General features: G+C 61.1%; 25 protein-coding genes. 14 read left to right on the top strand and 11 right to left on the bottom strand.

Features of this window, described 5'->3' with window-relative positions; all coding sequences use genetic code 11:
• Window positions 1-5: 5 nt before the first annotated feature.
• Both gatA and gatC read right to left on the bottom strand, forming a co-directional pair.
• On the bottom strand, window positions 6-1457 hold the full coding sequence (gene gatA / locus OQ248_RS06190; protein WP_265812318.1) for an Asp-tRNA(Asn)/Glu-tRNA(Gln) amidotransferase subunit GatA: 1452 nt from the start codon (window positions 1455-1457) through the stop codon (window positions 6-8).
• A gap of 16 nt (window positions 1458-1473) precedes the next feature.
• Window positions 1474-1761, bottom strand: a complete 288-nt coding sequence (gene gatC, locus OQ248_RS06185) for an Asp-tRNA(Asn)/Glu-tRNA(Gln) amidotransferase subunit GatC (protein ID WP_007953612.1) — start codon at window positions 1759-1761, stop codon at window positions 1474-1476.
• A 211-nt stretch (window positions 1762-1972) separates the two neighbouring features.
• On the opposite strand from gatC, the gene mreB reads away from it, so the two are divergent.
• The 8 genes from mreB (at window position 1973) to tldD (ending at window position 13197) form a co-directional block, all read left to right on the top strand.
• The gene (mreB, locus tag OQ248_RS06180; RefSeq protein WP_002555108.1) at window positions 1973-3010 is read left to right on the top strand and encodes a rod shape-determining protein MreB; all 1038 of its coding nucleotides are present in this window, start codon (window positions 1973-1975) and stop codon (window positions 3008-3010) included.
• Between the two features lie 141 nt (window positions 3011-3151).
• Complete coding sequence (mreC, locus tag OQ248_RS06175; RefSeq protein WP_265815072.1) at window positions 3152-4285, top strand: rod shape-determining protein MreC; 1134 nt, start codon at window positions 3152-3154, stop codon at window positions 4283-4285.
• Window positions 4285-4776, top strand: a complete 492-nt coding sequence (gene mreD / locus OQ248_RS06170; RefSeq protein WP_265812317.1) for a rod shape-determining protein MreD — start codon at window positions 4285-4287, stop codon at window positions 4774-4776. Before mreC ends, mreD begins: the two co-directional genes overlap by 1 nt.
• Before the next feature lie 62 nt (window positions 4777-4838).
• Window positions 4839-5435, top strand: a complete 597-nt coding sequence (locus OQ248_RS06165) for a Maf family protein (protein ID WP_265812316.1) — start codon at window positions 4839-4841, stop codon at window positions 5433-5435.
• Between the two features lie 58 nt (window positions 5436-5493).
• A complete protein-coding gene (rng, locus tag OQ248_RS06160) occupies window positions 5494-6951 on the top strand; it encodes a ribonuclease G (protein ID WP_065260839.1) in 1458 nt (485 codons plus the stop codon).
• A 75-nt stretch (window positions 6952-7026) separates the two neighbouring features.
• The gene (locus tag OQ248_RS06155; protein ID WP_265812315.1) at window positions 7027-10830 is read left to right on the top strand and encodes a YhdP family protein; all 3804 of its coding nucleotides are present in this window, start codon (window positions 7027-7029) and stop codon (window positions 10828-10830) included.
• Window positions 10831-10888: 58 nt separating this feature from the next.
• Window positions 10889-11749, top strand: coding sequence for a carbon-nitrogen hydrolase family protein (locus tag OQ248_RS06150; protein WP_192552900.1), 861 nt, complete (start codon window positions 10889-10891; stop codon window positions 11747-11749).
• A gap of 5 nt (window positions 11750-11754) precedes the next feature.
• Window positions 11755-13197, top strand: a complete 1443-nt coding sequence (gene tldD, locus OQ248_RS06145; RefSeq protein ID WP_265812314.1) for a metalloprotease TldD — start codon at window positions 11755-11757, stop codon at window positions 13195-13197.
• A 51-nt stretch (window positions 13198-13248) separates the two neighbouring features.
• On the opposite strand, the gene yjgA is transcribed toward tldD, so the two are convergent.
• Window positions 13249-13773 (bottom strand): ribosome biogenesis factor YjgA, encoded by a 525-nt coding sequence (yjgA, locus tag OQ248_RS06140; RefSeq protein ID WP_085729605.1) that lies wholly within the window; start codon window positions 13771-13773, stop codon window positions 13249-13251.
• Between the two features lie 102 nt (window positions 13774-13875).
• Between yjgA and pmbA the strand changes: the two genes are divergently transcribed.
• The 6 genes from pmbA to OQ248_RS06110 all read left to right on the top strand — a co-directional run bounded on the left by pmbA (window position 13876) and on the right by OQ248_RS06110 (window position 19158).
• The gene (pmbA, locus tag OQ248_RS06135) at window positions 13876-15228 is read left to right on the top strand and encodes a metalloprotease PmbA (protein WP_192552901.1); all 1353 of its coding nucleotides are present in this window, start codon (window positions 13876-13878) and stop codon (window positions 15226-15228) included.
• A 160-nt stretch (window positions 15229-15388) separates the two neighbouring features.
• Window positions 15389-15796, top strand: a complete 408-nt coding sequence (locus tag OQ248_RS06130; protein ID WP_085711791.1) for a FagA protein — start codon at window positions 15389-15391, stop codon at window positions 15794-15796.
• Window positions 15777-17153 (top strand): class II fumarate hydratase, encoded by a 1377-nt coding sequence (locus OQ248_RS06125; RefSeq protein ID WP_265812313.1) that lies wholly within the window; start codon window positions 15777-15779, stop codon window positions 17151-17153. The genes OQ248_RS06130 and OQ248_RS06125 overlap by 20 nt, the downstream gene beginning before the upstream one ends.
• Window positions 17154-17180: 27 nt before the next feature.
• Complete coding sequence (locus OQ248_RS06120; RefSeq protein ID WP_085711789.1) at window positions 17181-17621, top strand: hypothetical protein; 441 nt, start codon at window positions 17181-17183, stop codon at window positions 17619-17621.
• Between the two features lies 1 nt (window position 17622).
• Entirely contained in the window at window positions 17623-18234 is a 612-nt protein-coding gene (locus OQ248_RS06115) for a superoxide dismutase (protein ID WP_096818954.1), read from the top strand.
• Between the two features lie 30 nt (window positions 18235-18264).
• The gene (locus tag OQ248_RS06110; protein ID WP_265812312.1) at window positions 18265-19158 is read left to right on the top strand and encodes a ZIP family metal transporter; all 894 of its coding nucleotides are present in this window, start codon (window positions 18265-18267) and stop codon (window positions 19156-19158) included.
• A gap of 40 nt (window positions 19159-19198) precedes the next feature.
• Here OQ248_RS06110 and OQ248_RS06105 read toward each other — a convergent pair whose 3' ends face one another.
• From OQ248_RS06105 to lptC, 8 genes are all read right to left on the bottom strand, one after another.
• Window positions 19199-19474, bottom strand: a complete 276-nt coding sequence (locus OQ248_RS06105; RefSeq protein ID WP_265812311.1) for an HPr family phosphocarrier protein — start codon at window positions 19472-19474, stop codon at window positions 19199-19201.
• 15 nt (window positions 19475-19489) lie between these two features.
• Entirely contained in the window at window positions 19490-20347 is an 858-nt protein-coding gene (gene rapZ, locus OQ248_RS06100; RefSeq protein WP_096818961.1) for an RNase adapter RapZ, read from the bottom strand.
• 2 nt (window positions 20348-20349) lie between these two features.
• Window positions 20350-20814 carry a PTS IIA-like nitrogen regulatory protein PtsN gene (gene ptsN / locus OQ248_RS06095; protein WP_085711784.1) on the bottom strand — a complete coding sequence of 155 codons (465 nt, stop codon included), beginning with the start codon at window positions 20812-20814 and terminating at the stop codon, window positions 20350-20352.
• An 11-nt stretch (window positions 20815-20825) separates the two neighbouring features.
• Entirely contained in the window at window positions 20826-21134 is a 309-nt protein-coding gene (gene raiA, locus OQ248_RS06090) for a ribosome-associated translation inhibitor RaiA (protein WP_007953578.1), read from the bottom strand.
• Between the two features lie 73 nt (window positions 21135-21207).
• Window positions 21208-22701: an RNA polymerase factor sigma-54 gene (locus OQ248_RS06085; RefSeq protein WP_085711783.1), complete on the bottom strand. Its 1494-nt coding sequence runs from the start codon at window positions 22699-22701 to the stop codon at window positions 21208-21210.
• A gap of 186 nt (window positions 22702-22887) precedes the next feature.
• Window positions 22888-23613 carry an LPS export ABC transporter ATP-binding protein gene (gene lptB / locus OQ248_RS06080; protein ID WP_007953572.1) on the bottom strand — a complete coding sequence of 242 codons (726 nt, stop codon included), beginning with the start codon at window positions 23611-23613 and terminating at the stop codon, window positions 22888-22890.
• Entirely contained in the window at window positions 23613-24158 is a 546-nt protein-coding gene (lptA, locus tag OQ248_RS06075; RefSeq protein ID WP_119426704.1) for a lipopolysaccharide transport periplasmic protein LptA, read from the bottom strand. The genes lptB and lptA overlap by 1 nt, the downstream gene beginning before the upstream one ends.
• Window positions 24145-24717: an LPS export ABC transporter periplasmic protein LptC gene (lptC, locus tag OQ248_RS06070; protein WP_119426705.1), complete on the bottom strand. Its 573-nt coding sequence runs from the start codon at window positions 24715-24717 to the stop codon at window positions 24145-24147. Before lptC ends, lptA begins: the two co-directional genes overlap by 14 nt.
• Between the last annotated feature and the right edge of the window lie 2 nt (window positions 24718-24719).

The following is a 24719-nucleotide window of genomic DNA, read 5'->3' as shown; positions in this document are numbered from 1 at the left end:
TCTCCTCAGAAGCCGGTTGGGGTGCGGGTGTGCCAGTCAGTGTTCAACTGATACTGGTGCGCAACATTGAGCAAACGGCCTTCCTGGAAATACGGAGCGAGCAGTTGCACGCCGACCGGCAGACCGTCGACGAAACCGGCCGGCATCGACAGGCCCGGCAGGCCCGCGAGGTTGGCGGTGATGGTGTAGACGTCTTCCAGGTAGGCAGCGACCGGGTCGCTGTTCTTGGCGCCGAGTTTCCAGGCCGGGTTTGGCGTGGTCGGGCCGAGGATGATGTCGACTTCATTAAAGGCCGCCATGAAGTCGTTCTTCACCAGGCGACGGATCTTCTGCGCTTTCAGGTAGTAGGCGTCGTAGTAACCGGCGGACAGCGCGTAGGCACCGACCATGATCCGGCGCTGTACTTCGGCACCGAAGCCTTCGCCACGGGAGCGCTTGTACAGGTCTTCCAGGTTCTTCGGATCTTCACAGCGATGGCCGAAGCGCACGCCGTCGAAGCGCGACAGGTTGGAGGACGCTTCTGCCGGAGCGATCACGTAGTACGCAGGAATCGCGTGCTGCATGTTCGGCAGGCTGATTTCCTTGATCACGGCACCGAGCTTCTGCAGCTCCTTGATGCTGTTCTGGATCAGGTCGGCGATGCGCGGATCGAGACCGGCCCCGAAGTATTCCTTCGGCACGCCGATGCGCAGACCTTGCAGCGAGCCATTCAGACCTGCGGCGTAGTCCGGCACCGGTTCATCGATGCTGGTGGAGTCGTTCGGATCGAAGCCAGCCATACCTTGCAACAAAATCGCGCAGTCTTCGGCGGTGCGAGCCAGCGGGCCGCCCTGATCGAGGCTGGAGGCGTAAGCGATCATGCCCCAGCGCGAAACACGACCGTAGGTCGGTTTCAGGCCGGTGAGGTTGGTGAACGCGGCCGGCTGGCGGATCGAACCGCCGGTGTCGGTGGCCGTAGCGGCTGGCAACAGACGAGCGGCAACCGCCGCCGCCGAACCACCGGACGAACCGCCCGGTACGTGTTCCAGGTTCCACGGGTTCTTCACCGCGCCGTACCAGCTCGACTCGTTGGCCGAACCCATGGCGAATTCGTCCATGTTGGTCTTGCCCAGTGTCACGGTGCCGGCGGCAGCCAGCTTCGACACCACAGTGGCGTCGTACGGGGCCTTGAAGTTGTCGAGCATCTTCGAGCCGCAGCTGGTGCGGATGCCCTGGGTGCAGAACAGGTCTTTGTGGGCGATCGGCGCACCCAGCAGCGCGCCGCTTTCACCGTTGGCCCGGCGCGCGTCGGCGGCTTTCGCCTGCTCGAGGGCCAGCTCTTCGGTGAGGCTGATGAAGCTGTTGAGCTGCGGATCGAGCTGGGTAATGCGCGCCAGCAGGACTTTGGTCAGCTCTTCGGAGGAAAACTTTTTATCGGCGAGACCGCGGGCGATCTCGGCCAGAGTCATTTGATGCATTGCAGGCTCTTTCCCTTTAGTCGATGACTTTCGGAACCAGATACAGGCCGTTTTCGACCGCTGGTGCGATGGACTGATAAGCCTCGCGGTTATTGCTTTCGGTCACGACGTCGGCGCGCAGGCGCTGACTGGCTTCCAGCGGGTGGGCCAGCGGCTCGATACCGTCGGTATTGACCGCCTGCATTTCGTCGACCAGCCCGAGAATGCTGTTGAGGGCCGAAGTGATGTGTGGAAGATCGGCGTCATTCAGGCCAAGGCTGGCCAGATGAGCGATTTTTTCCACGTCGGAGCGTTCTAGCGCCATCGGGTTTCTCCAGTGGAAAACAGGACGGACGGCGTCCGTGTGTTAGATTGTCGGAACACTACCGCACTTCTACGGTCATAAGGCCGCGATTGTGGGGCTTGGTGCACAGAAAAGCGGCCAATTTAACATATTGGCGCCTTGCCCAAAATCCCTGTCGTTGTTAGAGTTTGCCGCACTTTTTTACCCACGCGTTGCCTAGGGTCCCTTTCCCATGTTCAAGAAACTGCGTGGCATGTTTTCCAGCGATCTTTCCATTGACCTGGGCACTGCCAACACCCTTATTTACGTGCGCGAGCGCGGTATCGTCCTGAATGAGCCATCGGTTGTGGCCATTCGGACACACGGTAACCAGAAAAGTGTCGTTGCTGTCGGCACCGAAGCGAAGCGCATGCTTGGCCGTACGCCGGGCAACATTGCTGCCATTCGTCCGATGAAGGACGGCGTGATCGCCGACTTCAGCGTCTGCGAAAAGATGCTGCAATACTTTATCAACAAGGTTCACGAAAACAGCTTCCTGCAGCCCAGCCCTCGTGTGCTGATCTGCGTTCCATGCAAGTCCACCCAGGTTGAGCGTCGCGCCATCCGTGAATCGGCCCTTGGCGCCGGTGCTCGTGAAGTGTTCCTGATCGAAGAGCCGATGGCTGCTGCGATCGGTGCCGGCCTGCCGGTTGAAGAAGCTCGCGGCTCGATGGTCGTGGATATCGGTGGCGGTACCACCGAAATCGCGCTGATCTCCCTGAACGGCGTGGTCTATGCCGAATCCGTACGTGTTGGCGGCGACCGCTTCGACGAAGCGATCATCACCTACGTGCGCCGCAACTACGGCAGCCTGATCGGCGAGTCGACTGCAGAGCGCATCAAGCAGGAAATCGGCACGGCCTACCCGGGCGGCGAAGTTCGCGAAGTCGACGTTCGCGGTCGCAACCTGGCCGAAGGCGTTCCACGCGCATTCACCTTGAACTCCAACGAAGTGCTGGAAGCTCTGCAAGAGTCGCTGGCTACTATCGTTCAGGCCGTGAAAAGCGCCCTGGAGCAATCGCCGCCGGAACTGGCTTCCGACATCGCCGAGCGTGGCCTGGTGCTGACCGGTGGTGGCGCGCTGCTGCGTGACCTCGACAAGTTGCTGGCCCAGGAAACCGGTCTGCCGGTGATCGTTGCCGAAGATCCGCTGACCTGCGTGGCTCGCGGCGGTGGCCGTGCACTGGAAATGATGGACAAACACACCATGGACCTGCTCTCCAGCGAATAAGTCGCCGGGTGCAATACGTGGGTGAGCGCGCAGGCAGCACTTTGCAGTGCTGCCTGTTGGCGTTTATCTTCTGTCAGTCTTCATCCAGGCCGGTTTGATGCCGTATGAATAAACAGAACATTTGCCTGGGAGGAGCGGCCTATTAAACCGCTTTTCGCCAAGGGCCCCTCACTGGGCGTGCGCTTGTTGGTGCTGGCCGTGCTGTCGGTCGCGCTGATGGTGGTCGATGCCCGTTTCAGCCTGCTCAAGCCTGCCCGCAGCCAGATGTCGCTGGTGCTGATGGACGCTTACTGGATCACTGACCTGCCCGGCAGGCTGTGGGAAGGTGTCGCCAGTCAGTTCGGCAGCCGCACCGAGCTGGTCGCCGAAAACGAAAAACTCAAGACCGAGAACCTGCTGTTGCAGGGCCGCATGCAGAAGCTTGCCGCCCTCACCGAGCAGAACGTCCGTCTGCGCGAGTTGCTCAATTCCTCCGCGCTGGTCAACGAGAAGGTCGAAGTGGCCGAACTGATCGGCATGGACCCGAATCCCTTCACCCATCGCATCATCATCAATAAAGGTGAGCGCGACGGTGTGGTGCTAGGTCAGCCGGTGCTTGATGCGCGTGGCTTGATGGGGCAGGTGGTCGAGCTGATGCCGTACACCTCCCGTGTCTTGCTGCTGACCGACTCGACCCACAGCATTCCTGTACAGGTGAACCGTAACGGTTTGCGGGCGATTGCCAGCGGCACCGGTAACCCTGAGCGTCTGGAGCTGCGGCATGTGGCCGACACCGCCGACGTCAAGGAAGGCGATCTGCTGGTCAGCTCCGGTCTGGGGCAGCGCTTCCCGGCCGGTTATCCGGTGGCGACGGTCAAGGAAGTGATCCACGATTCCGGCCAGCCATTCGCCATTGTCCGCGCCGTGCCGACTGCCGCGCTGAACCGCAGCCGCTACCTGTTGCTGGTGTTCAGCGACAACCGTACGGCTGAAGAGCGTGCCAACGATGCGGCGCAGGCTCAGGAAAATCTTGATGCGTTTGGCGGTGGCCCGGTCATTCCGGCCACAGTGCCGAAAACGGTGAATACACCGGCTCAGGCTCCTGCTGCGTCGGGCACGCCTGCCGCTGCACCCGCTGCTGCTACGCCGGCCAAACCCGCCGCGAGCAAGCCGCCAGCCAAACCACCCGCAGCGACGCCGGCCGCCAGCAAGCCGCCGGCCGCTCAGCCCGCCAGTGCACGGCCGGCCACCAAACCGCCTGTCACTGCGCCGGCCACCACTGGGGGACGAGAATAATGGTCGGTGTCAAAGCCTCCCGAAACGGCTGGATCGTCTGGCTGACATTTCTGATCGGCATGCTGCTCAGCGTGTCGCCGCTCCCGCAATTCATGGAAATCCTGCGCCCGCTGTGGCTGGCACTGCTCCTGGCATTCTGGGCATTGGCCCTGCCGCAAAAGGTCGGCATGGTCACCGCGTTTTGCCTCGGGCTGGCTGAAGACGTGCTGTACGGCACGCTGCTGGGACAGAACGCCTTGATCCTGACCCTGGTCACGTTTCTGGTGCTGTCGTTGCAGCAGCGTCTGCGGATGTTCCCGATGTGGCAGCAAAGCCTGGTGATCCTGGTGATCTTCGGCCTCGCACAACTCGTACAACTCTGGCTCAGTGCCCTGACCGGCAACCGTCAGCCAACCCTGGCGCTGGTCCTGCCGGCACTGACCAGTGCCTTGCTCTGGCCTTGGGTCAGCTTCGCTTTGCGTGGATTGCGCCGGCGCTACAAAATCAACTGATTCGGTCAGGCATGGGCCCCACCGGTGCCATGAGGCAGGGCACTCAACAGGGAGATGTTTGGATGAAGCCGCTTTACCTCGCCTCCGGATCGCCGCGTCGGCGTGAATTGCTCACGCAGATCGGCGTTCCGTTCACCGCCATCAGTGCGGATATCGATGAAACCCCTTTCGCCAATGAATCCCCATCGGCCTATGTCGAACGCCTGGCGCGCGGCAAGGCCGAGACCGGGCGGCGCTCTGTCGTCAGCGATAAACCGTTTTGCGTGTTGGGCGCCGATACCGCTGTGGTGCTGGACGGCAAAATTCTCGGTAAACCGGTGGACGAAGCCGATGCATGCGCCATGCTGATGATGTTGTCCGGCAAGGAGCACGAAGTGCTGACCGCCATCGCCGTGCTCGACGGTGAGCGCTGCGAGTCGCAAGTGGTGCGCAGTCTGGTACGGTTCCGGGCGATCAGCCGCGAAGAAGCCGCCGCCTACTGGGCCAGCGGCGAGCCTCGGGACAAGGCCGGCGGTTACGGCATTCAGGGACTGGGCGCGGTGTTCGTCGCCGGTCTCAACGGCAGCTATTCAGCCGTGGTCGGTTTGCCGGTGTGCGAAAGCGCAGAACTGCTCGGCCATTTCGGCATACCCTGTTGGCAAAACCTGAGTGCGCAGTAAGCGTCGAACGGAACAAGATGCGGCCATTATCGTGAACATGCCTGAACGAGACCCTGCCATGAGTGAAGAGATTCTGATCAACATCACGCCGATGGAATCGCGCGTGGCGGTGGTCGAAAACGGTGTGCTGCAAGAAGTGCACGTCGAGCGCACGCAAAAACGCGGGATCGTCGGCAACATCTATAAAGGCAAGGTCGTGCGGGTATTGCCGGGCATGCAGGCGGCCTTCGTCGACATCGGCCTGGATCGTGCGGCATTCATCCACGCTTCGGAAATTTCCCTGCGCGAAGGCCCGGCCGTGGAAAGCATCAGCGCGCTGGTGCATGAAGGCCAGAGTCTGGTGGTGCAAGTTACCAAGGACCCGATCGGCTCCAAAGGGGCGCGTCTGACCACTCAGCTGTCGATCCCTTCGCGTTACCTGGTGTACATGCCGCGCACCGCCCACGTCGGCATTTCCCTGAAGATCGAAGACGAAGCCGAGCGCGAGCGTCTGAAACAGGTGGTCAGCGATTGTGTGGCCAAAGAAGGCATCAAGGAGGCCGGCGGTTTTATCCTGCGCACCGCCGCCGAAGGTGCCGGGGCCGATGAAATCCTGATGGACATCCGCTACCTGCGACGCTTGTGGGATCAGATCAACGAACAGATCAAGACCATTGGCGCACCGAGCGTGATCTACGAAGACCTTGGCCTGGCTCTGCGCACCCTGCGGGATCTGGTCAGCCCGAAGATCGAGAAGATCCGCATCGACTCCCGGGAAACCTTCCAGAAAACCACGCAGTTCGTCGCCGAACTGATGCCTGAAATCGCCGATCGTCTGGAACACTACCCGGGTGAACGGCCGATTTTCGACCTGTACGGCGTCGAAGACGAAATCCAGAAAGCCCTCGAGCGCAAGGTGCCGCTGAAGTCCGGCGGTTATCTGGTGGTGGACCCGGCAGAAGCCATGACCACCATCGACGTCAACACCGGGGCGTTCGTCGGGCATCGCAACCTTGAAGAAACCATCTTCAAGACCAACCTCGAAGCCGCCACCGCGATTGCCCGGCAGATGCGTCTGCGCAATCTGGGCGGGATCATCATCATCGACTTCATCGACATGGAAGATGAAGAGCACCAGCGTCAGGTTCTGCGAACCCTGGAAAAACAGCTGGAGCGCGATCACGCCAAGACCAACATCATCGGCATCACCGAACTGGGTCTGGTGCAGATGACCCGCAAACGGACTCGCGAAAGCCTGGAGCAGGTGCTGTGCGAGCCTTGCAGCAGTTGTCAGGGACGCGGCAAGCTGAAGACGCCGGAAACCATTTGCTACGAGATTTTCCGCGAGATCCTGCGCGAAGCCCGGGCCTATCAGGCCGAGGGTTATCGCGTACTGGCGAACCAGAAAGTCGTCGACCGGCTGCTCGATGAAGAGTCCGGTAACGTCGCCGAGCTTGAAGGGTTTATCGGGCGCACCATACGCTTCCAGGTGGAAACCATGTATTCCCAGGAACAATATGACGTGGTGCTGCTCTGATCCCCTGCGTCACCTTTTTCCTGAAACGGCTGGCCTCAGCTTTTTGCAGTATTTTTGCCATGGGAGCCAACTGACATGGACCGTCTGACACGCATTTTGGCTGCACTGACTCGCTGGGGTCTGGGCCTGTGCGCGTTGGTTCTGGTGTTGATGGCGTTGTACGTCAGCCTCGGCCGGGAACTCACGCCACTGGTGGCCGAATATCGCGCCGACATCGAAGACAAGGCCAGTACCGCCCTGGGCATGCCGTTGCAGATCGGTGAGCTGGAAGGCAACTGGAGCGGCTTTGCGCCGATCCTGTTGGCCCGTGACGTCATTGTCGGCAGCGGTGCCAATGCTTTGCGTCTGGATCACGTGCGCGCAGTGCCGGACCTGTGGGCCAGTCTGTTGGCCCGGGAAGTACGTATCGCGCATCTTGAACTCAATGGTCTGAAGATCAGCCTCAAGGAGGGTGAGGACGGCCAATGGGCGCTCGAAGGCTTGCCGGTGCAGAAGGATCAGCCCATGGATCCCGAGCAACTGTTCAACCGCATGCAAATGGTCCAGCAATTGTCGGTGCTCGACAGTCAGGTGACGTTGCAGCCGCTGGAGCAGGCGCCGCTGACCTTTACCTATGTCGGACTCAATCTCAAGACCGGCCTCAACCGCCAGCGCCTCGACGCGCGGTTGACCTTGCCCGACGGGCAACCCGTCGCACTGAGCCTGCGTACGCGGATTCGTGCCAGCCAGTTGCAGGACAGCGCGGTCGAAGGCTACATCAGTCTGCCGCAAAGCGACTGGGCGAAATGGCTACCCGAGCGCCTGACCCAGCAATGGAATTTCTCCGAGATCAAGGCCGGCGGCGAGCTCTGGGTCAACTGGAGCGAGGGCGCGCTGCAAAGCGCCGCCATCCGCCTCAACGCCCCGCAACTCAACGGTGCCTACGCCGAGCGCAAGCCGATCCGGATCAACAACCTGGCCCTCAACGGTTACTTTCAGCGCAGTGCAGAGGGCGCAACCGTCACCCTCGATTCGCTGGCGATGAATTTTGGCGAGACCCGTTGGGAGTCCCGCGTCCAGGTCAAGCAGACAGCCGCCACCGACAATGTTGACGAGCTCTGGCACCTGCAGGCCGATCGCCTCGATCTGACGCCGATCACTCCGTTACTCAATGCACTGGGCCCGCTGCCACAAGGCTTTGCCACCGTAGTCGAGCATCTGAAAGTGACCGGTGGCTTGCGCAACGTACTGCTGGATTTCCGCCCGAACGCCACCGACGACAGCAAATTCAGCTTCGCCGCCAACCTCGATCAGGTCGGTTTCGACGCCTATCACGGCGCGCCGGCTGCACGGAATGTCAGCGGCAGCCTGACCGGCAACCTCGGCGGCGGTGAGCTGCGCATGGACAGCAAGGACTTCGTCCTGCACCTCGATCCGATCTTCGCCAAACCATGGCAATACATTCAGGCCAACGCCCGGTTGACCTGGAAGCTCGACAAGGAAGGCTTCACCCTGATCGCGCCGTACCTGAAGGTGCTCGGCGAAGAGGGCAAGATTGCCGGCGACTTCCTGATCCGCCTGCATTTCGACCACACCCAGGAAGACTACATGGACCTGCGGGTCGGCCTGGTGGACGGCGACGGTCGCTACACCGCCAAATACCTGCCGGAAGTCCTGAGCCCGGCCCTCGACGAATGGCTGCGCACGGCGATTCTCAAAGGGGCGGTGGATCAAGGGTTCTTCCAGTATCAGGGTTCCCTGAACAAAGGCGCCGCAGATGCGGACCGCAGCATCAGCCTGTTCTTCAAGGTGCATGACGCCGAACTGGCGTTCCAGCCAGGCTGGCCGCACGTGAGCAAGGTCAGCGGCGATGTGTTCATCGAGGATAGCGGTGTGCGGATTGTCGCCAGCAAGGGGCAGTTGCTCGACACCCAGGTCAGCGACGTCTTCGTCAATATTCCCCATGTGCCGAGTGGCGAGCACAGCCATATGTTCCTCGACGGCGGGTTTGCCGGCGGCCTGGGCGATGGCTTGAAGATTCTCCAGGAAGCGCCGATCGGCACCGCCGACACCTTCGCCGGCTGGGAAGGCGAGGGCGACCTGCAAGGCAAACTCAAACTGGACGTGCCGTTGGCCAAGGGCGATCAGCCGAAGATCCTCGTGGACTTCAAGACCGCCAACGCACGGCTGAAATTGGCCGAGCCGAAGCTCGAACTGAGCCAGCTCAAGGGCGACTTCCGCTTCGACAGCGCCAAGGGTTTGAGCGGGCAGAACATCAGTGCGCGGGCCTTCGAAAAACCGGTCACTGCGCAGATATTTGCAGACGGCGGCCCCGGCAAGCTCAAGACCCGAGTGGCAGCGTCGGGGCAGGTCGAGGTCAAGAAACTCACCGACTGGCTCGGCGTGACTCAGCCATTGCCGGTGTCCGGGACGATTCCTTACCAGTTGCAAGTGAATCTGGACGGTGCCGATAGTCAGTTGATGGTCAGTTCCAGCATGAAGGGCGTGGCGGTGGATCTGCCTGCGCCGTTCGGCATGACCGCCGATGTCGGGCGTGACACGGTGTTCCGCATGACGCTGCAAGGGCAGGAGCGGCGTTACTGGGTCAATTACGATCAACTGGCCAACTTCACCTTCGCCGCGCCACCGAGCAATTTCGCCGATGGCCGTGGCGAGCTGTTCCTCGGCGCCGGCGAAGCGGTATTGCCGGGCAACAAAGGCTTGCGCATACGCGGCGTGCTGTCGGAGCTGGATGTCAAACCCTGGCAGGATCTGGTGGACAAGTACGCCGGTCAGGATCCGGGCGGCAGCGCCAAGCAACTGCTCAGCAGCGCGGACTTCAAGGTCGGCAAACTGACAGCCTTCGGCACTACGCTGGATCAGGCAGCGGTGCAACTGGATCGCAAGCCCGGCACCTGGGCCCTGGCCCTCGACAGTCAGCAGGCCAAAGGCACCGCAGCCATTCCAGACGCCAAGGCAGCACCGATTGTGGTGAACCTGCAATACGTTCGACTGCCGGCGCCGGACCCGACGGTGCAGGCCGACGAGAACGCGCCTGACCCGCTGGCCTCGGTGGATCCGACCAAGATCCCGGCGCTGGATATCACCATTAATCAGTTGTTCCAGGGCCAGGACCTGGTCGGTGGCTGGTCGCTGAAAGTCCGGCCGACGGCCAAAGGTATCGCCCTGAACAATCTGGACATGGGCCTCAAAGGCATTCTGTTGCAGGGCAGCGGTGGCTGGGAGGGGACGCCCGGTGCCACGAGCAGTTGGTACAAGGGCCGGATCGGCGGCAAGAATCTCGCCGATGTGCTCAAGGGCTGGGGCTTTGCGCCGAGCGTGACCAGTGAAGAATTCCATATGGATGTCGATGGCCGCTGGCCGGGCTCGCCGGCATGGCTGGCGACCAAGCGCTTCTCCGGCACGCTCGATGCGTCGCTGAACAAGGGCCAGTTCGTCGAGGTCGAGGGCGGCGCCCAGGCGCTGCGGGTGTTCGGTCTGCTCAACTTCAACTCCATTGGTCGTCGCCTGCGCCTCGACTTCTCCGACCTTTTCGGCAAAGGCTTGAGCTATGACCGGGTCAAGGGATTGCTGGCGGCGAACAACGGCGTGTATGTGACGCAGGAGCCGATCAAACTGACTGGGCCGTCGAGCAACATTGAGCTGAACGGCACGCTGGATCTGGTCGGCGATCAGGTCGACGCCAAATTGCTGGTGACCCTGCCGGTGACCAACAACCTGCCGATCGCCGCGTTGATCGTCGGTGCTCCTGCGGTCGGCGGCGCGCTGTTCCTGATCGACAAACTGATCGGTGACCGCGTGGCGCGGTTTGCCAGCGTCAAATACACCGTCAAAGGCCCGTGGAAAGAGCCGAAAATCACCTTCGACAAGCCTTTTTGATCAGCCAGGCTATAAACCGATGGAGTAGCATGGCTGCCTACCTCTTGCGGAGTTCGCCATGTCTTTTGCGGTGATTCAAATGGTCAGCCAGAGTGACGTGCTGGCCAATCTGCGCGATGCCCGGCGTTTGCTCGAACAAGCGGCCAACGCTGGCGCGAAGCTGGCGGTGCTGCCGGAAAACTTCGCCGCCATGGGGCGTCGCGACATCGCCGATATCGGCCGCGCCGAAGCACTTGGTGAGGGTCCGATCCTGCCGTGGTTGAAACAGACCGCCCGCGACCTCAAGTTATGGATAGTGGCCGGCACCTTGCCGTTGCCGCCGGCGGGGCAACCCGAAGCGAAATCAAATGCCTGCTCGTTGCTGGTGGACGATCAGGGCGAAATCGTTGCCCGCTATGACAAGTTGCATCTGTTCGATGTGGACGTGGCGGACAATCGTGGGCGTTACCGCGAATCCGATGACTATGCTTATGGCAGTAACGTGGTTGTGGCGGACACGCCGGTCGGCCGGCTCGGCCTGACGGTGTGCTACGACCTGCGCTTCCCGGAGCTGTACAGCGAATTGCGTGCGGCCGGGGCTGAACTGATTACCGCACCGTCGGCCTTCACCGCGGTGACGGGGGCGGCGCACTGGGACGTGTTGATCCGGGCACGGGCGATTGAAACCCAGTGCTACGTGTTGGCGGCGGCCCAGGGCGGGACGCATCCGGGGCCGCGAGAAACCTTTGGCCACGGGGCGATTATCGATCCGTGGGGCCGCGTTCTGGCGCAGCAGGAACAAGGCGAAGCCGTATTGCTGGCCGAGCGCGACAGCGACGAACAGGCGTCCATCCGGGCGCGAATGCCGGTGACCGGTCATCGGCGGTTTTTTTCGCAGGGCGCACAGCGACCTGCTTCAGAACACGAATTTAAGGCGTAAAACCTATGAGCGAGTTGTTGTCCTCAGTCAGTGATCACCTGTTGGCGCCCGGCGGCGTGACGATCGAGAGCCTGCAAGGCGTGCTCGGTGATCTGGCGGGTCCAGGGATCGATGCGGCCGACCTGTATTTCCAGGGGCAGATTTCCGAGTCCTGGTCGCTGGAAGACGGCATCGTCAAGGAAGGCAGTTTCAACCTCGACCAGGGTGTCGGCGTGCGTGCACAGTCCGGGGAAAAAACCGGTTTTGCCTACAGCAACGCGATCACCCTTGAAGCCCTCGGCGCGGCGGCCCGTGCAGCCCGTTCGATTTCCCGCGCCGGGCAGAACGGTAAGGTGCAGGCGTTCAGCACTCAGGATGTCGCTCAGCTTTACGCACCGGACAACCCGCTGGAAGTGCTGAGCCGCGCCGAAAAAGTCGAACTGCTCAAGCGCATCGACGTCGCGACCCGCGCCCTCGACCCGCGTATCCAGCAGGTCAGCGTGAGCATGGCCGGGGTCTGGGAGCGGATTCTGGTAGCTTCGTCCGACGGCGGCCTGGCGGCCGATGTGCGTCCGCTGGTGCGTTTCAATGTCAGCGTGATCGTCGAGCAGAACGGCCGTCGCGAACGTGGCGGCCATGGTGGCGGCGGGCGTACCGACTACCGTTATTTCCTCGCCGAAGACCGTGCCATGGGTTACGCCCGCGAGGCGCTGCGTCAGGCATTGGTGAATCTGGAAGCGATTCCGGCCCCGGCCGGTACCTTGCCGGTCGTTCTGGGCTCGGGCTGGTCCGGCGTGCTGCTGCACGAAGCGGTCGGCCACGGTCTGGAGGGTGACTTCAACCGCAAGGGCAGTTCGGCCTACAGCGGGCGCATGGGTGAGATGGTTGCCTCGAAACTCTGCACCATCGTCGATGACGGCACGCTGGCCGGTCGTCGCGGTTCCCTGAGCGTCGACGACGAAGGCACGCCGACCGAGTGCACCACGCTGATCGAAAACGGCGTGCTCAAGGGCTACATGCAGGACAAGCTCAATGCGCGTCTGATGGGCGTGGCCCGCACCGGCAACGGTCGTCGTGAGTCCTACGCACACCTGCCGATGCCGCGGATGACCAACACCTACATGCTTGGCGGCCAGAGCGATCCGGCGGAAATCATCGCGTCGGTGAAGAAGGGCATCTACTGCGCCAACCTTGGTGGCGGCCAGGTGGACATCACCAGCGGCAAGTTCGTGTTCTCCACCAGTGAGGCTTATCTGATCGAAGACGGCAAGATCACTGCGCCGGTCAAAGGCGCGACGTTGATCGGCAACGGCCCGGAAGCGATGAGCCGGGTGTCGATGGTCGGCAACGATCTGGCACTGGACAGCGGTGTGGGCACGTGCGGCAAGGACGGGCAGTCGGTGCCAGTGGGCGTGGGTCAACCGACGCTGAAAATCGATGCGATCACCGTGGGTGGCACGGGCGCGTAAGAAGGGATGGAGCTTCGGGTGGCGCGCGGTGCGGCCACCCGGTGGCGAATATCAACGCAGACCGCGTTGAGTCTCGTCCAGCTCACGGATGTACTTGAAGATTTTACGGCTCGAGGCAGGAGGCTTGTTATGCGCAACCTCGTGCTGGGCCTGACGGATCAGGGAACGCAGTTGCTGGCGGTCGGCGTCCGGGTACTCGACGACGAATTTCTCCAGCACGGCATCGTCACCGCCGATCAGGCGGTCACGCCAGCGTTCGAGGTTGTGGAAACGCTCGTTGTACTGACGGGTAGAGGCATCGAGTTGATCGAGCAAGGTGAGAATCGCGTCAGTGTCCTGATCGCGCATCAGTTTGCCGATGAACTGCAAGTGCCGTTTACGCGCGATGTTCGCGGTGTGCTTGGGCGCATCGGCCAGGGCCCGGCGCAAAGCGTCGGTCAATGGCAGTTTCGCCTGCAAGTCAGGCTTGAGCGTTGTAAGGCGCTCGCCAAGGTCAACCAGAGCATGCAGCTCGCGTTTGACCTGGGATTTGCTTTTTTCTCCCGTATCGAGGGAGTCGTCGTAAGAATCAACCATGGTGGCAGTCCGCAAAGAAACGCCGCCATGATAACCAGTCGGGGGCCGCTTGTCCGGCCCGGTCGCTCGAAGGCCCCAGCCGAAAGCAGAATTTGAGTGGAGATGAGCATGAGTGCAGTTGAAAGCGTCGGCCCACAGGCATTGCCGGCACTGCAGGAACAGGTCGAGCAGATCATCGCCGAAGCCAAGCGCCAGGGTGCCAGCGCGTGCGAAGTGGCGGTGTCGCTGGAGCAGGGCCTGTCGACCTCCGTGCGTCAACGTGAAGTCGAAACGGTCGAGTTCAACCGCGATCAGGGCTTTGGCATCACCTTGTATGTCGGCCAGCGCAAGGGCTCGGCCAGCACTTCCGCCACCGGACCGGATGCGATTCGCGAAACCGTTGCTGCGGCGTTGGCGATTGCCAAACACACCTCCGAAGACGAAGCCTCGGGACTGGCCGATGCCGCGCTGATGGCCAGGGATATTCAGGATTTCGACCTGTTCCACCAATGGGACATCACCCCGGAACAGGCCATCGAGAAAGCATTGCTCTGCGAAGCCGCGGCGTTCGACGCCGATGCGCGCATCAAGAACGCCGATGGCACCACGTTGAGCACTCATCAGGGCTGCCGCGTATACGGCAACAGCCACGGTTTTATCGGCGGTTATGCGTCGACCCGGCATAGCCTGAGCTGCGTGATGATCGCCGAGGCCGATGGCCAGATGCAGCGCGATTATTGGTATGACGTGAACCGCCAGGGTAGCTTGCTGGCGGATCCGGTGAGCATTGGCCAGCGTGCCGCACAACGGGCGGCGAGCCGTCTGGGTGCGCGCCCGGTGCCGACCTGCGAAGTCCCGGTGCTGTTTTCGGCGGAGCTGGCGGGCGGATTGTTCGGCAGCTTCCTGTCGGCGATTTCCGGCGGCAGCCTGTATCGCAAGTCGTCGTTCCTGGAAGGTACGCTGGGGCAGAAGCTGTTTCCGGAGTGGCTGACCATCGACGAGCGTCCGCACCTGATGCGTGCCATGGGCAGTGCGTCGTATGACGGTGACGGTCTGGCGACCTATGCCAAACCGTTCGTCGAGAAGGGCGAGTTGGTGTCGTACATCCTCGGCACTTATTCCGGGCGCAAACTCGGCATGCCGAGCACCGCCAACGCCGGCGGGGTGCACAACCTGTTTGTCACCCATGGTGATGAAGATCAGGCCGCACTGCTGCGGCGCATGGGCCGTGGCCTGCTGGTCACCGAGTTGATGGGTCATGGCCTGAACATGGTGACAGGCGATTACTCGCGCGGTGCGGCGGGTTTCTGGGTCGAGAACGGTGAAATTCAGTTCGCGGTGCAGGAAGTGACCATCGCCGGCAACATGCGGGACATGTTCAAGCAGATCGTCGCGGTCGGTAACGATCTGGAACTGCGCAGCAACATTCGCACCGGTTCGGTGTTGATCGAGCGGATGACTGTCGCCGGCAGCTAAGCCCGGGCCAATACAAAAAGGCGCGCCCCCCGATTGGGTGGCGCGCCTTTTTTGTGTCCGGAATTTTTTTGAGCGGGTCGGGGCGGCTAAAAAAGCTACTCTTGTTTTGGTTCTCATTATCATCTAATAATAAATCTCATTATCGGATGAGCCCAGGATCATGAGTTCTGCCTTGCACGAGCAGCCGTACCTCGAAAGCTGGCGCTGGATGAGTCGCCAGATCCGTTGCGCCATGGATCCCGACGAACCACGTCTGATCGAACACTACCTGGCCGAAGGCCGGTATCTGGCCTGCTGCACGGCGACCTCGCCCTGGACCGTCGCTGAAACCTCTTTCCGTCTGCTGCTCGACACGGCCACCGACATCGCATTGCCGTGGCACTGGCGCAGTCTCTGTCTCGATCAGGCCTGGCGCCCATTGCGTGAAATGGAGCGCCTGTCGCTGTGCAAATGCCGGCTCAAACGCTGGCAGAGCTACACCTGGCAGCTCGCCACTTGCGAGTTGCAACCCTCCATTCCTCTTATTGAACTGGTGCAAGGATTTTCAGATGACCAAGACACGTATTGAGCGCGACAGCATGGGCGAACTGCAGGTGCCGGTGGACGCTCTCTACGGCGCGCAGACCCAGCGCGCAGTGGATAACTTCCCGATCAGCGGCAAGCCGATGCCGACCCAGTTCATCCGCGCGCTGATCCTGGCAAAAGCCGCTGCCGCCCGGGCCAACGTCGAACTCAATCAGCTCAGCGCCGCGCAAGGCAAAGCCATCAGCGACGCGGCCCAGGGGCTGCTTGAAGGCGACTTCATGCAGCATTTCCCGGTGGATATCTTCCAGACCGGTTCCGGCACCAGCTCCAACATGAACGCCAACGAAGTGATTGCCACCCTGGCCAGCCGCCTGCTCGACGAGCCAGTGAATGCCAACGATCACGTCAACTGCGGGCAGAGCAGCAACGACATCATCCCGACCACCATCCACGTCAGCGCCGCGCTCGCCTTGCACGAACAACTGTTGCCGGCGCTGCTGCATCTGGTGCAAGTGATCGAGCGCAAGGCCGAGCAGGTGCATCACCACGTCAAGACCGGCCGTACTCACTTGATGGACGCCATGCCGGTTCGCATGAGCCAGGTACTCAACGGTTGGGCGCAGCAGCTCAAGGCCAACATCGGTCATTTGCAGGACTTGCTGCCAAGCCTGCAATCCCTGGCCCAGGGCGGTACGGCGGTCGGCACCGGAATCAATGCGCATCCGGAATTCGCTGCGCGTTTCAGCCGTCAGTTGAGCCAACTGACCAACGTGCAGTTCACCCCGGGCAAGGACCTGTTCGCGCTGATCGGTTCGCAGGACACCGCCGTGGCCGTGTCGGGCCAGCTCAAGGCTACCGCCGTGTCGTTGATGAAAATCGCCAACGACCTGCGCTGGATGAACTCCGGCCCGCTTGCCGGCCTTGGCGAAATCGAGCTGGAAGGCCTGCAACCGGGCTCGTCGATCATGCCGGGCAAGGTCAATCCGGTGATTCCGGAAGCCACTGCGATGGTGGCGGCGCAGGTCATTGGCAACGATTCGGTGATCACCATCGCCGGTCAGTCGGGCAATTTCGAACTGAACGTGATGCTGCCGATCATCGCTCAGAACCTGTTGAGCAGTATCGAGTTGCTGGCCAATTCCAGCCGTCTGCTGGGTGACAAGGCGATTGCCAGCTTCAAGGTCAACGAATCGCGGCTCAAGGAAGCGCTGTCGCGCAACCCGATTCTGGTCACCGCGCTCAACCCGATCATCGGTTACCAGAAAGCCGCCGAAATCGCCAAGCAGGCCTACAAACAGGGTCGCCCGGTAATCGACGTCGCGCTGGAACACACCGATCTGTCGCGCAGCCAGCTGGAAGAGTTGCTCAATCCCGAGAAACTCACCGCCGGCGGCGTGTAAACACCGCAATCGCTTTGGAGGCTCATCATGGAGCACTGGAAACGTACGATCGAACGGGCCAATCGCTGCTTCATGCTGGGCGAGTTGATCGACGCCCGCGAGGCTTATCTGCAAGCGCTGGCCCTGGCGCAAGTGCTGTTCGAGCGCTGGGCCGATGCCGACGAAGCGGTGGCGGCCTGTGTCATTTCCCATCACAACCTCGCCGATCTGCATCTGCGTCTGAACCAGCCGGAGGAGAGCGCCGAATACCTGTGCGCGATCCATCAACGCCTGTTGCAGACCATGCAGGACGAGCGCCTGCGCCCGGCCCTGCGTGAGGCGGCATTGCGCCAGAGCAGCAAGACCTATGTCGAACTGCTCAATTTCATCAGCGAACACGGCGAATACCCGCGCACCCAGCGCTTGCTGCACCCGGATACCGGCAATGCGCGCCGCGTGCCTGCCCAACATCACCATGGAGTCCACTGAAATGGCTTTTACCCTGCCAGCCTTGCCTTACGCCTACGACGCACTGGAACCGCACATCGATGCGCAGACCATGGAGATTCATTACACAAAGCATCACCAGACCTACATCAACAATCTGAACGCCGCGGTCGAGGGCACGGAATACGCCGAGTGGCCGGTGGAAAAACTGGTGGCCAGCGTTCAGCAACTGCCGGAAAAACTGCGTGCGGCAGTGATCAATCAGGGCGGCGGTCACGCCAACCATTCGCTGTTCTGGGAAGTGATGGTGCCCGGCGGTGGCGGCAAGCCGGACGGTGCGCTGGCCAGGGCGATCGATGAGCAACTGGGCGGCCTCGACAGCTTCAAGGATGCTTTCACCAAAGCCGCGCTGACCCGTTTCGGCAGCGGCTGGGCCTGGCTCAGCGTGACCCCAGACAAAAAACTGGTGGTGGAAAGCAGCGGCAACCAGGACAGCCCGCTGATGGGCGGCAATACGCCGATTCTCGGCCTCGACGTGTGGGAACACGCCTACTACCTGCGTTATCAGAACCGCCGCCCGGAATACATCAGCGCGTTCTACAACGTGATCAACTGGCCTGAAGTCGCTGCGCGTTATCAGGCTGCGCTGGTTTAAGTCTCCTATAAAAACAATCCAAGGCTGACTATGGGCACTGAAACACTGGCGATCGGAAGTGGACGTATGTTTCGTTACGCATTCGGGTCGCTGCTGCTGTTGGCGGGCATGAGCTTGCTGGTGGCTCACGGGCTGGAATGGCTGAACCTGGAACCGAAGCTGTCCCGGGCATTGCAAGGTGGTGCGATCTGCGCGCTCGGCACGGCACTGGGGGCGGTTCCGGTGCTGGTGATTCGCAATATGCCGCAGGCGCTGGGCGACACGCTGCTGGGGTTTGGCGCCGGCGTGATGCTGGCGGCGACCGCGTTTTCGCTGATCGTGCCGGGGATTGCCGCCGCAGAAAGCCTTGGCCTGAGCCCTTGGGGCTCCAGTGGCCTGATCTGTTTCGGCATCATGCTCGGTGCTTTCGCTCTGTATCTGGTGGACCGCAGGCTGTCCGGCGCTTCACCGGAAATGCTCATCGGCACCGTCGAGCATCCGGTTATTCCGCCGCGAATCTGGCTGTTCGTGTTTGCCATCATTGCCCATAACATTCCGGAAGGCATGGCCGTCGGCGTCTCCGCGGGCGGCGGCATGCCGGACGCCGACAGCCTGGCGATGGGGATCGCCTTGCAGGATGTGCCGGAAGGTCTGGTGATTGCGCTGGTGTTGGCCGGGGCCGGGATGTCACGGGTCAAGGCGTTTCTGATCGGGGCGGCGTCAGGTCTGGTCGAACCGGTGTTCGCACTGCTGTGTGCGTGGCTGGTCAGCCTGGCGGAATTGTTGTTGCCCCTGGGGCTGGCGCTGGCGGCCGGAGCAATGTTACTGGTGGTGACCCACGAAGTAATTCCGGAGTCGCGACGCAATGGTCACGAAAAACTGGCGAGCATGGGATTGTTAATCGGCTTCTGCCTGATGATGGTGATGGACACGGCGTTGGGATGAGAGGGGGGAGGGAAGCTTGCTCCCTCGCCACCAAAGGCTTTCAACCGCCTTCGTCGAAGTAGTTGTTGATCAGTGCCACCAAGGCATCCAGGGCTTCCTGTTCCTGATGCCCTTCGGTGCTCAGGAAGATTTTGGTGCCCTTGCCGGCAGCGAGCATCATCATTGCCATGATGCTTTTGCCATCTACCGTGGTTTCCGGGGTGCGACCCACTCTGATCGTGCAGTCGGGAAACTGCCCCGCCACGCCAACGAACTTTGCCGACGCCCGGGCATGCAGGCCCAGCTTGTTGATGATTTCGATTTCCAGAGCAGGCATCGCGGTGTGAATCCTTTAGCTGAGGTCGCGGTGGCGAACCTGGACGTTCTTCAGGGTTTTCTGCAGGGCCTGACCCAGGCGTTCGGTCAGGTAGACGGAACGGTGGTGTCCGCCGGTGCAGCCAATGGCAATGGTCACGTAGGCACGATTGCTCGCAGCGAAGCGCGGCAACCACTTGAACAGGTAGGCGTAGATGTCCTGGAACATCTCTTCGACTTCCGGCTGTGCCGCCAGATATTCGGCCACCGGCTCATCGAGCCCGGATTGCGCACGTAATTCCGGTTTCCAGTACGGGTTGGGCAGGCAGCGTACATCGAACACCAGATCCGCATCCACCGGCATGCCGCGTTTGAAACCGAACGACTCCACCAGAAACGCCGTACCGGGCTCCGGCTGGTTCAACAGCCGCAGCTTGATGGTGTCGCGCAACTGGTACAGGTTCAGATTGGTGGTATTGACCTTCAGGTCGGCCAGGTCGGCGATCGGGCCCAGCAGGGCGGTTTCATCGTTGATGGCTTCAGCCAGCGAGCGGTTGGCACTGCTCAGCGGGTGACGGCGACGGGTTTCCGAGAAGCGCTTGAGCAGGGTTTCTTCATCGGCATCCAGATACAGAACGTCGCACTGGATGTGCCGGCTGCGGACTTCCTCGAGCAACTCCGGAAAGCGCGAAAGGTGGCTTGGCAGGTTGCGTGCATCGATCGATACCGCGACCAGTGGCTGAGACAGTTCCGTATGAATCAGTGCGCGTTCCGCCAGCTCCGGCAGCAGGCCGGCCGGCAGATTGTCGATGCAGTAGTAGCCGTTGTCCTCAAGGACATCCAGGGCCGTGCTTTTGCCCGAGCCGGAGCGGCCACTGACGATGATCAAGCGCATGTTTAGTGCCCGTTTTGCTCGTCCAGGACAACCTGATACAAGGCTTCGTTGGTGGTGGCGCGACGCAGTTTTTCGCGTACTTCCTTGCGATCGAGCATGCTGGCGATCTGGCGCAGCAGTTCCAGGTGTGCATCGGTGGCAGCTTCCGGGACCAGCAGCACGAACAGCAGGTCCACCGGTGCGCCATCGATGGCATCGAAATCGATAGGTGCTTCAAGGTGCATCAAGGCGCTGATGGGTGATTCACAACCCTTGAGGCGGCAATGGGGAATGGCGATGCCGTTGCCAAAACCGGTCGAACCGAGTTTTTCACGGGCAATCAGCGCCTCGAAGACATCTTGCATCTCCAGATCCGGTTTTTCCCGGGCGATCAGGTTGGCAATTTGTTCGAGGGCTTTCTTTTTACTGCCGCCCGGCACGTTCACCAGGGAACGGCCGGGGGTCAGGATGCTTTCAAGTCGGATCATGGGGGTGGGGGTTATCGACCGGTAGCGCCCTGAAGCAGGCTCTGGGTCTTTTCCTTATGCTTTTTGAGTTGTTTATCAAGCTTGTCGGTCAGCGCGTCGATCGCTGCGTACATGTCGGTATGTTCCGCGTTTGCGACGACCTCGTTGCCGGGAATATGCAGCGTGGCTTCGATTTTCTGCTTCAGCTTTTCGACGCACATCGTGACTTGCACGTTGGTGATCTTGTCGAAATGTCCCTCAAGCCTCTTGAGCTTCTGCTCAACGTATTCACGGAGAGGTTGGGTAACTTCCAGTTGGTGTCCACTGATGTTGACTTGCATACAGCTTCTCCTTCGTTGCCAGTGCATAAAGCGGCAGGCCGAAGAGCCTGCCACTGGAACGCTGTAACGTGGCTTACATCAACCGCTTGCGTTCGCTCGAAGGCGCGATCCCGAGGGATTCGCGGTACTTGGCGACGGTGCGGCGAGCCACCTGAATGCCTTGTGCCTCCAGTAAACCAGCGATCTTGCTGTCACTCAACGGCTTTTTCTGATTTTCCGCGGCGACCAGTTTCTTGATGATCGCGCGGATCGCCGTGGACGAGCATTCGCCGCCTTCGGAGGTGCTGACGTGGCTGGAGAAAAAGTATTTCAGTTCATATATGCCCCGGGGGGTATGCATGAATTTCTGTGTGGTCACCCGGGAAATCGTCGACTCGTGCATGCCTACCGCCTCGGCGATGTCATGCAGCACGAGCGGTTTCATCGCTTCGTCGCCGTACTCCAGGAAGCCGCGCTGATGCTCGACGATCTGGGTGGCCACTTTCATCAGGGTTTCGTTGCGGCTCTGCAGGCTCTTGATGAACCAGCGGGCTTCCTGCAACTGGTTGCGCATGAAGGTATTGTCGGCGCTGGTGTCGGCGCGACGCACGAAACCGGCGTACTGGGCGTTGACCCGCAGGCGCGGCACCGACTCCTGGTTCAGCTCGACCAGCCAGCGCTCGTTGTCCTTGCGCACGATCACGTCAGGCACCACGTATTCGGCTTCAGTGGATTCGATCTGTGAGCCGGGGCGCGGGTTGAGGCTCTGGACCAGTTCGATGACCTGGCGCAGTTCATCTTCCTTGAGCTTCATGCGCCGCATCAGCTGGCTGTAGTCGCGGCTGCCGAGCAGGTCGATGTAATCGGTGACCAGGCGCTTGGCTTCGGCCAGCCAAGGGGTCTTGGCCGAGAGCTGGCGCAATTGCAACAGAAGGCATTCGCCCAGGTTGCGTGCGCCGATGCCGGCGGGTTCGAATTGCTGGATGCGGTGCAGGACGGCTTCGATCTCGTCCAGCTCGATGTCGAGCTCCGGATCGAAGGCGTCGAGGATTTCTTCGAGGGTTTCGTCGAGGTAGCCCTGATTGTTGATGCAATCGATCAGGGTCACGGCGATCAGGCGATCGGTGTCGGACATCGGCGCCAGGTTCAACTGCCACAGCAGGTGGCTTTGCAGGCTTTCGCCGGCGGAGGTGCGGGTGGTGAAATCCCACTCGTCGTCATCGCTGCTCGGCAGGCTGCTGGCGCTGGTCTGGTAGACGTCTTCCCAGGCGGTGTCGACAGGCAGTTCGTTGGGGATTCGCTCGTTCCATTCGCCGTCCTCGAGATTGTCGACCGTCGGCGCGGTTTCCTGGTAGGAGGGTTCCTGGATCTCGGTATTGGGCTTCTGTTCGGCGTTGTCGGCCAGCGGGTCGGAATTGTCGAAGTCGTCGCCGTCTTCCTGGCGTTCGAGCATCGGATTGGATTCCAGAGCCTCCTGGATTTCCTGTTGCAGATCCAGGGTCGACAATTGGAGCAGGCGGATGGCCTGTTGCAGCTGCGGTGTCATCGTCAGCTGCTGGCCCATTCTCAAGACTAGCGATGGTTTCATGGCAGGGGCTTAACACCTTATTCGCCGGCGCTTTGCGCCATCCACTACAGGGCGCCGAGGCGCCAAACTTAAGCAAATTATATGCCTGAAACTGTCGTGTTTGCCTAGAGCGCTGTAACAATAAAAGCGTATAAAAATGCGCTTCAACGTTACAGCACCCGGACGGCTGGTCGAACGCTGTCGCGCTTACAGGCGGAACTCGTGACCCAGATACACTTCCTTCACCAGATCGTTGGCGAGGATGGTCGCGGAGTCGCCTTCGGCGATCAGTTGGCCGTCATTGACGATGTACGCCGTTTCGCAGATGTCCAGCGTCTCGCGGACGTTGTGGTCGGTGATCAGTACACCGATGCCCTTGGCCTTGAGATGGTGAATGATCTGCTTGATGTCGCCCACGGAGATCGGGTCGACACCGGCGAACGGTTCGTCGAGCAAGATGAATTTCGGTGCGGTGGCCAGTGCGCGGGCGATTTCCACCCGGCGACGCTCGCCACCGGACAGGCTCATGCCGAGGTTGTCGCGGATGTGGCTGATGTGGAATTCCTGCAGCAGGCTTTCCAGCTCCTTGCGACGGCCGGCCTTGTCGAGCTCCTGTCGGGTCTCGAGGATGGCCATGATGTTGTCGGCCACCGACAGCTTGCGGAAGATCGAGGCTTCCTGCGGCAGATAGCCGATACCGGCCTTGGCGCGGCCGTGCATCGGCTGGTGGCTGACGTCCAGGTCGTCGATCAGCACGCGGCCCTGATCGGCCTGCACCAGGCCGACAATCATGTAGAAGCAGGTGGTCTTGCCGGCGCCGTTGGGGCCGAGCAGGCCCACGATCTGGCCGCTGTCGATCGACAGGCTGACATCGCGCACGACCTGGCGGCTTTTGTAGGCCTTGGCCAGGTGCTGAGCTTTCAGGGTTGCCATTACTGGGTTTTCTCGTCGGTTTTCTTCTTCGGCTGGATCACCATGTCGATGCGCGGACGCGCTTCGGTGACCTTGTTGCCGGTGGCGCGACCTGCGCTGGCCAGCTTTTTCACCGTGTCATAGACGATCTTCTCGCCTTGAGTGGTGTTGTTGTCCTTGTCGATGACCTTGGCCTTGTCGATCAGTACGACACGGTTTTGCTGCGCGTGGTACTGAATGGTCACGCCCCAACCCTGGACGGGTTTTGTGTCGCCAGCGGTTTGCAGTTGTTCGAAATAGGCCAGGTTGCCTACCGAAGTCACCACGTCGATCTCGCCGGCCGGGTTGCGCGTCAGCGTTACAGTGTCGCCTTTGACGATCATCGAACCCTGGGTGATGATCACCGCACCTTTGTAAGTGGCAACGCCATTCTTGTCGTCCAGCTGGGCATCGTCGGCCTGAATGCGGATTGGCTGCTCTTGATCGTTCGGCAGAGCCCAGGCGCTCACGCTTCCCAGTGCTGCGCCCAGACTGAGCAAAATAGGGAGGGTTTTAACGAGCCTCATACTGTCCTCTTACGTTCGATAGCAGGTGTATCCTGCTTTCCTTCAAATACGCTTTCATTCCCACGCCGGTCGATACACCGCCAGCGCCGTCGATTCTAACGGGTTGCTGGGTCTGCGCATATTGCTGCTGAGGGAACACCGTCATTCGGGTGCTGGTGATCAGGGTGTCGCGTTTCTTTTCATCGGTGCGCTTGACGCGAACCGAGTCGATCAGCTCGACCTCGGTGCCGCCGGAGTTCACTTCACCGCGCTCGCTGGTCACGTGCCACGGGAAGTCGGTGCCGCGATACATGTTCAGGTCGGGTTTGGTGACCAGTGTAATGTCGGTCGCCTTGACGTGCTCGGCCTTGTCGGAAGTCATTTCATACTGCACCTTGCCGTCTTCCAGGTATTGCAAGGTGTGGGTGTTGGTCGCGTACCAGTCGATCGGGCTCTCTTCTGCCGAGACAGGAGGCTTGTCGAGGAAGCGTTCCGGGCTGATGTTCCAGTAGCCGACCGCACCGAAAATGGCGGCGATGCAACCGAACAGCAGGATGTTGCGAAACTTTTTGCTAAACATGG

The organism is Pseudomonas sp. COW5 (assembly GCF_026240005.1).
In the GTDB taxonomy this organism is placed as follows: Bacteria; Pseudomonadota; Gammaproteobacteria; order Pseudomonadales; family Pseudomonadaceae; genus Aquipseudomonas; species Aquipseudomonas kribbensis.
This window is presented reverse-complemented; position numbering and strand designations above follow the sequence as displayed.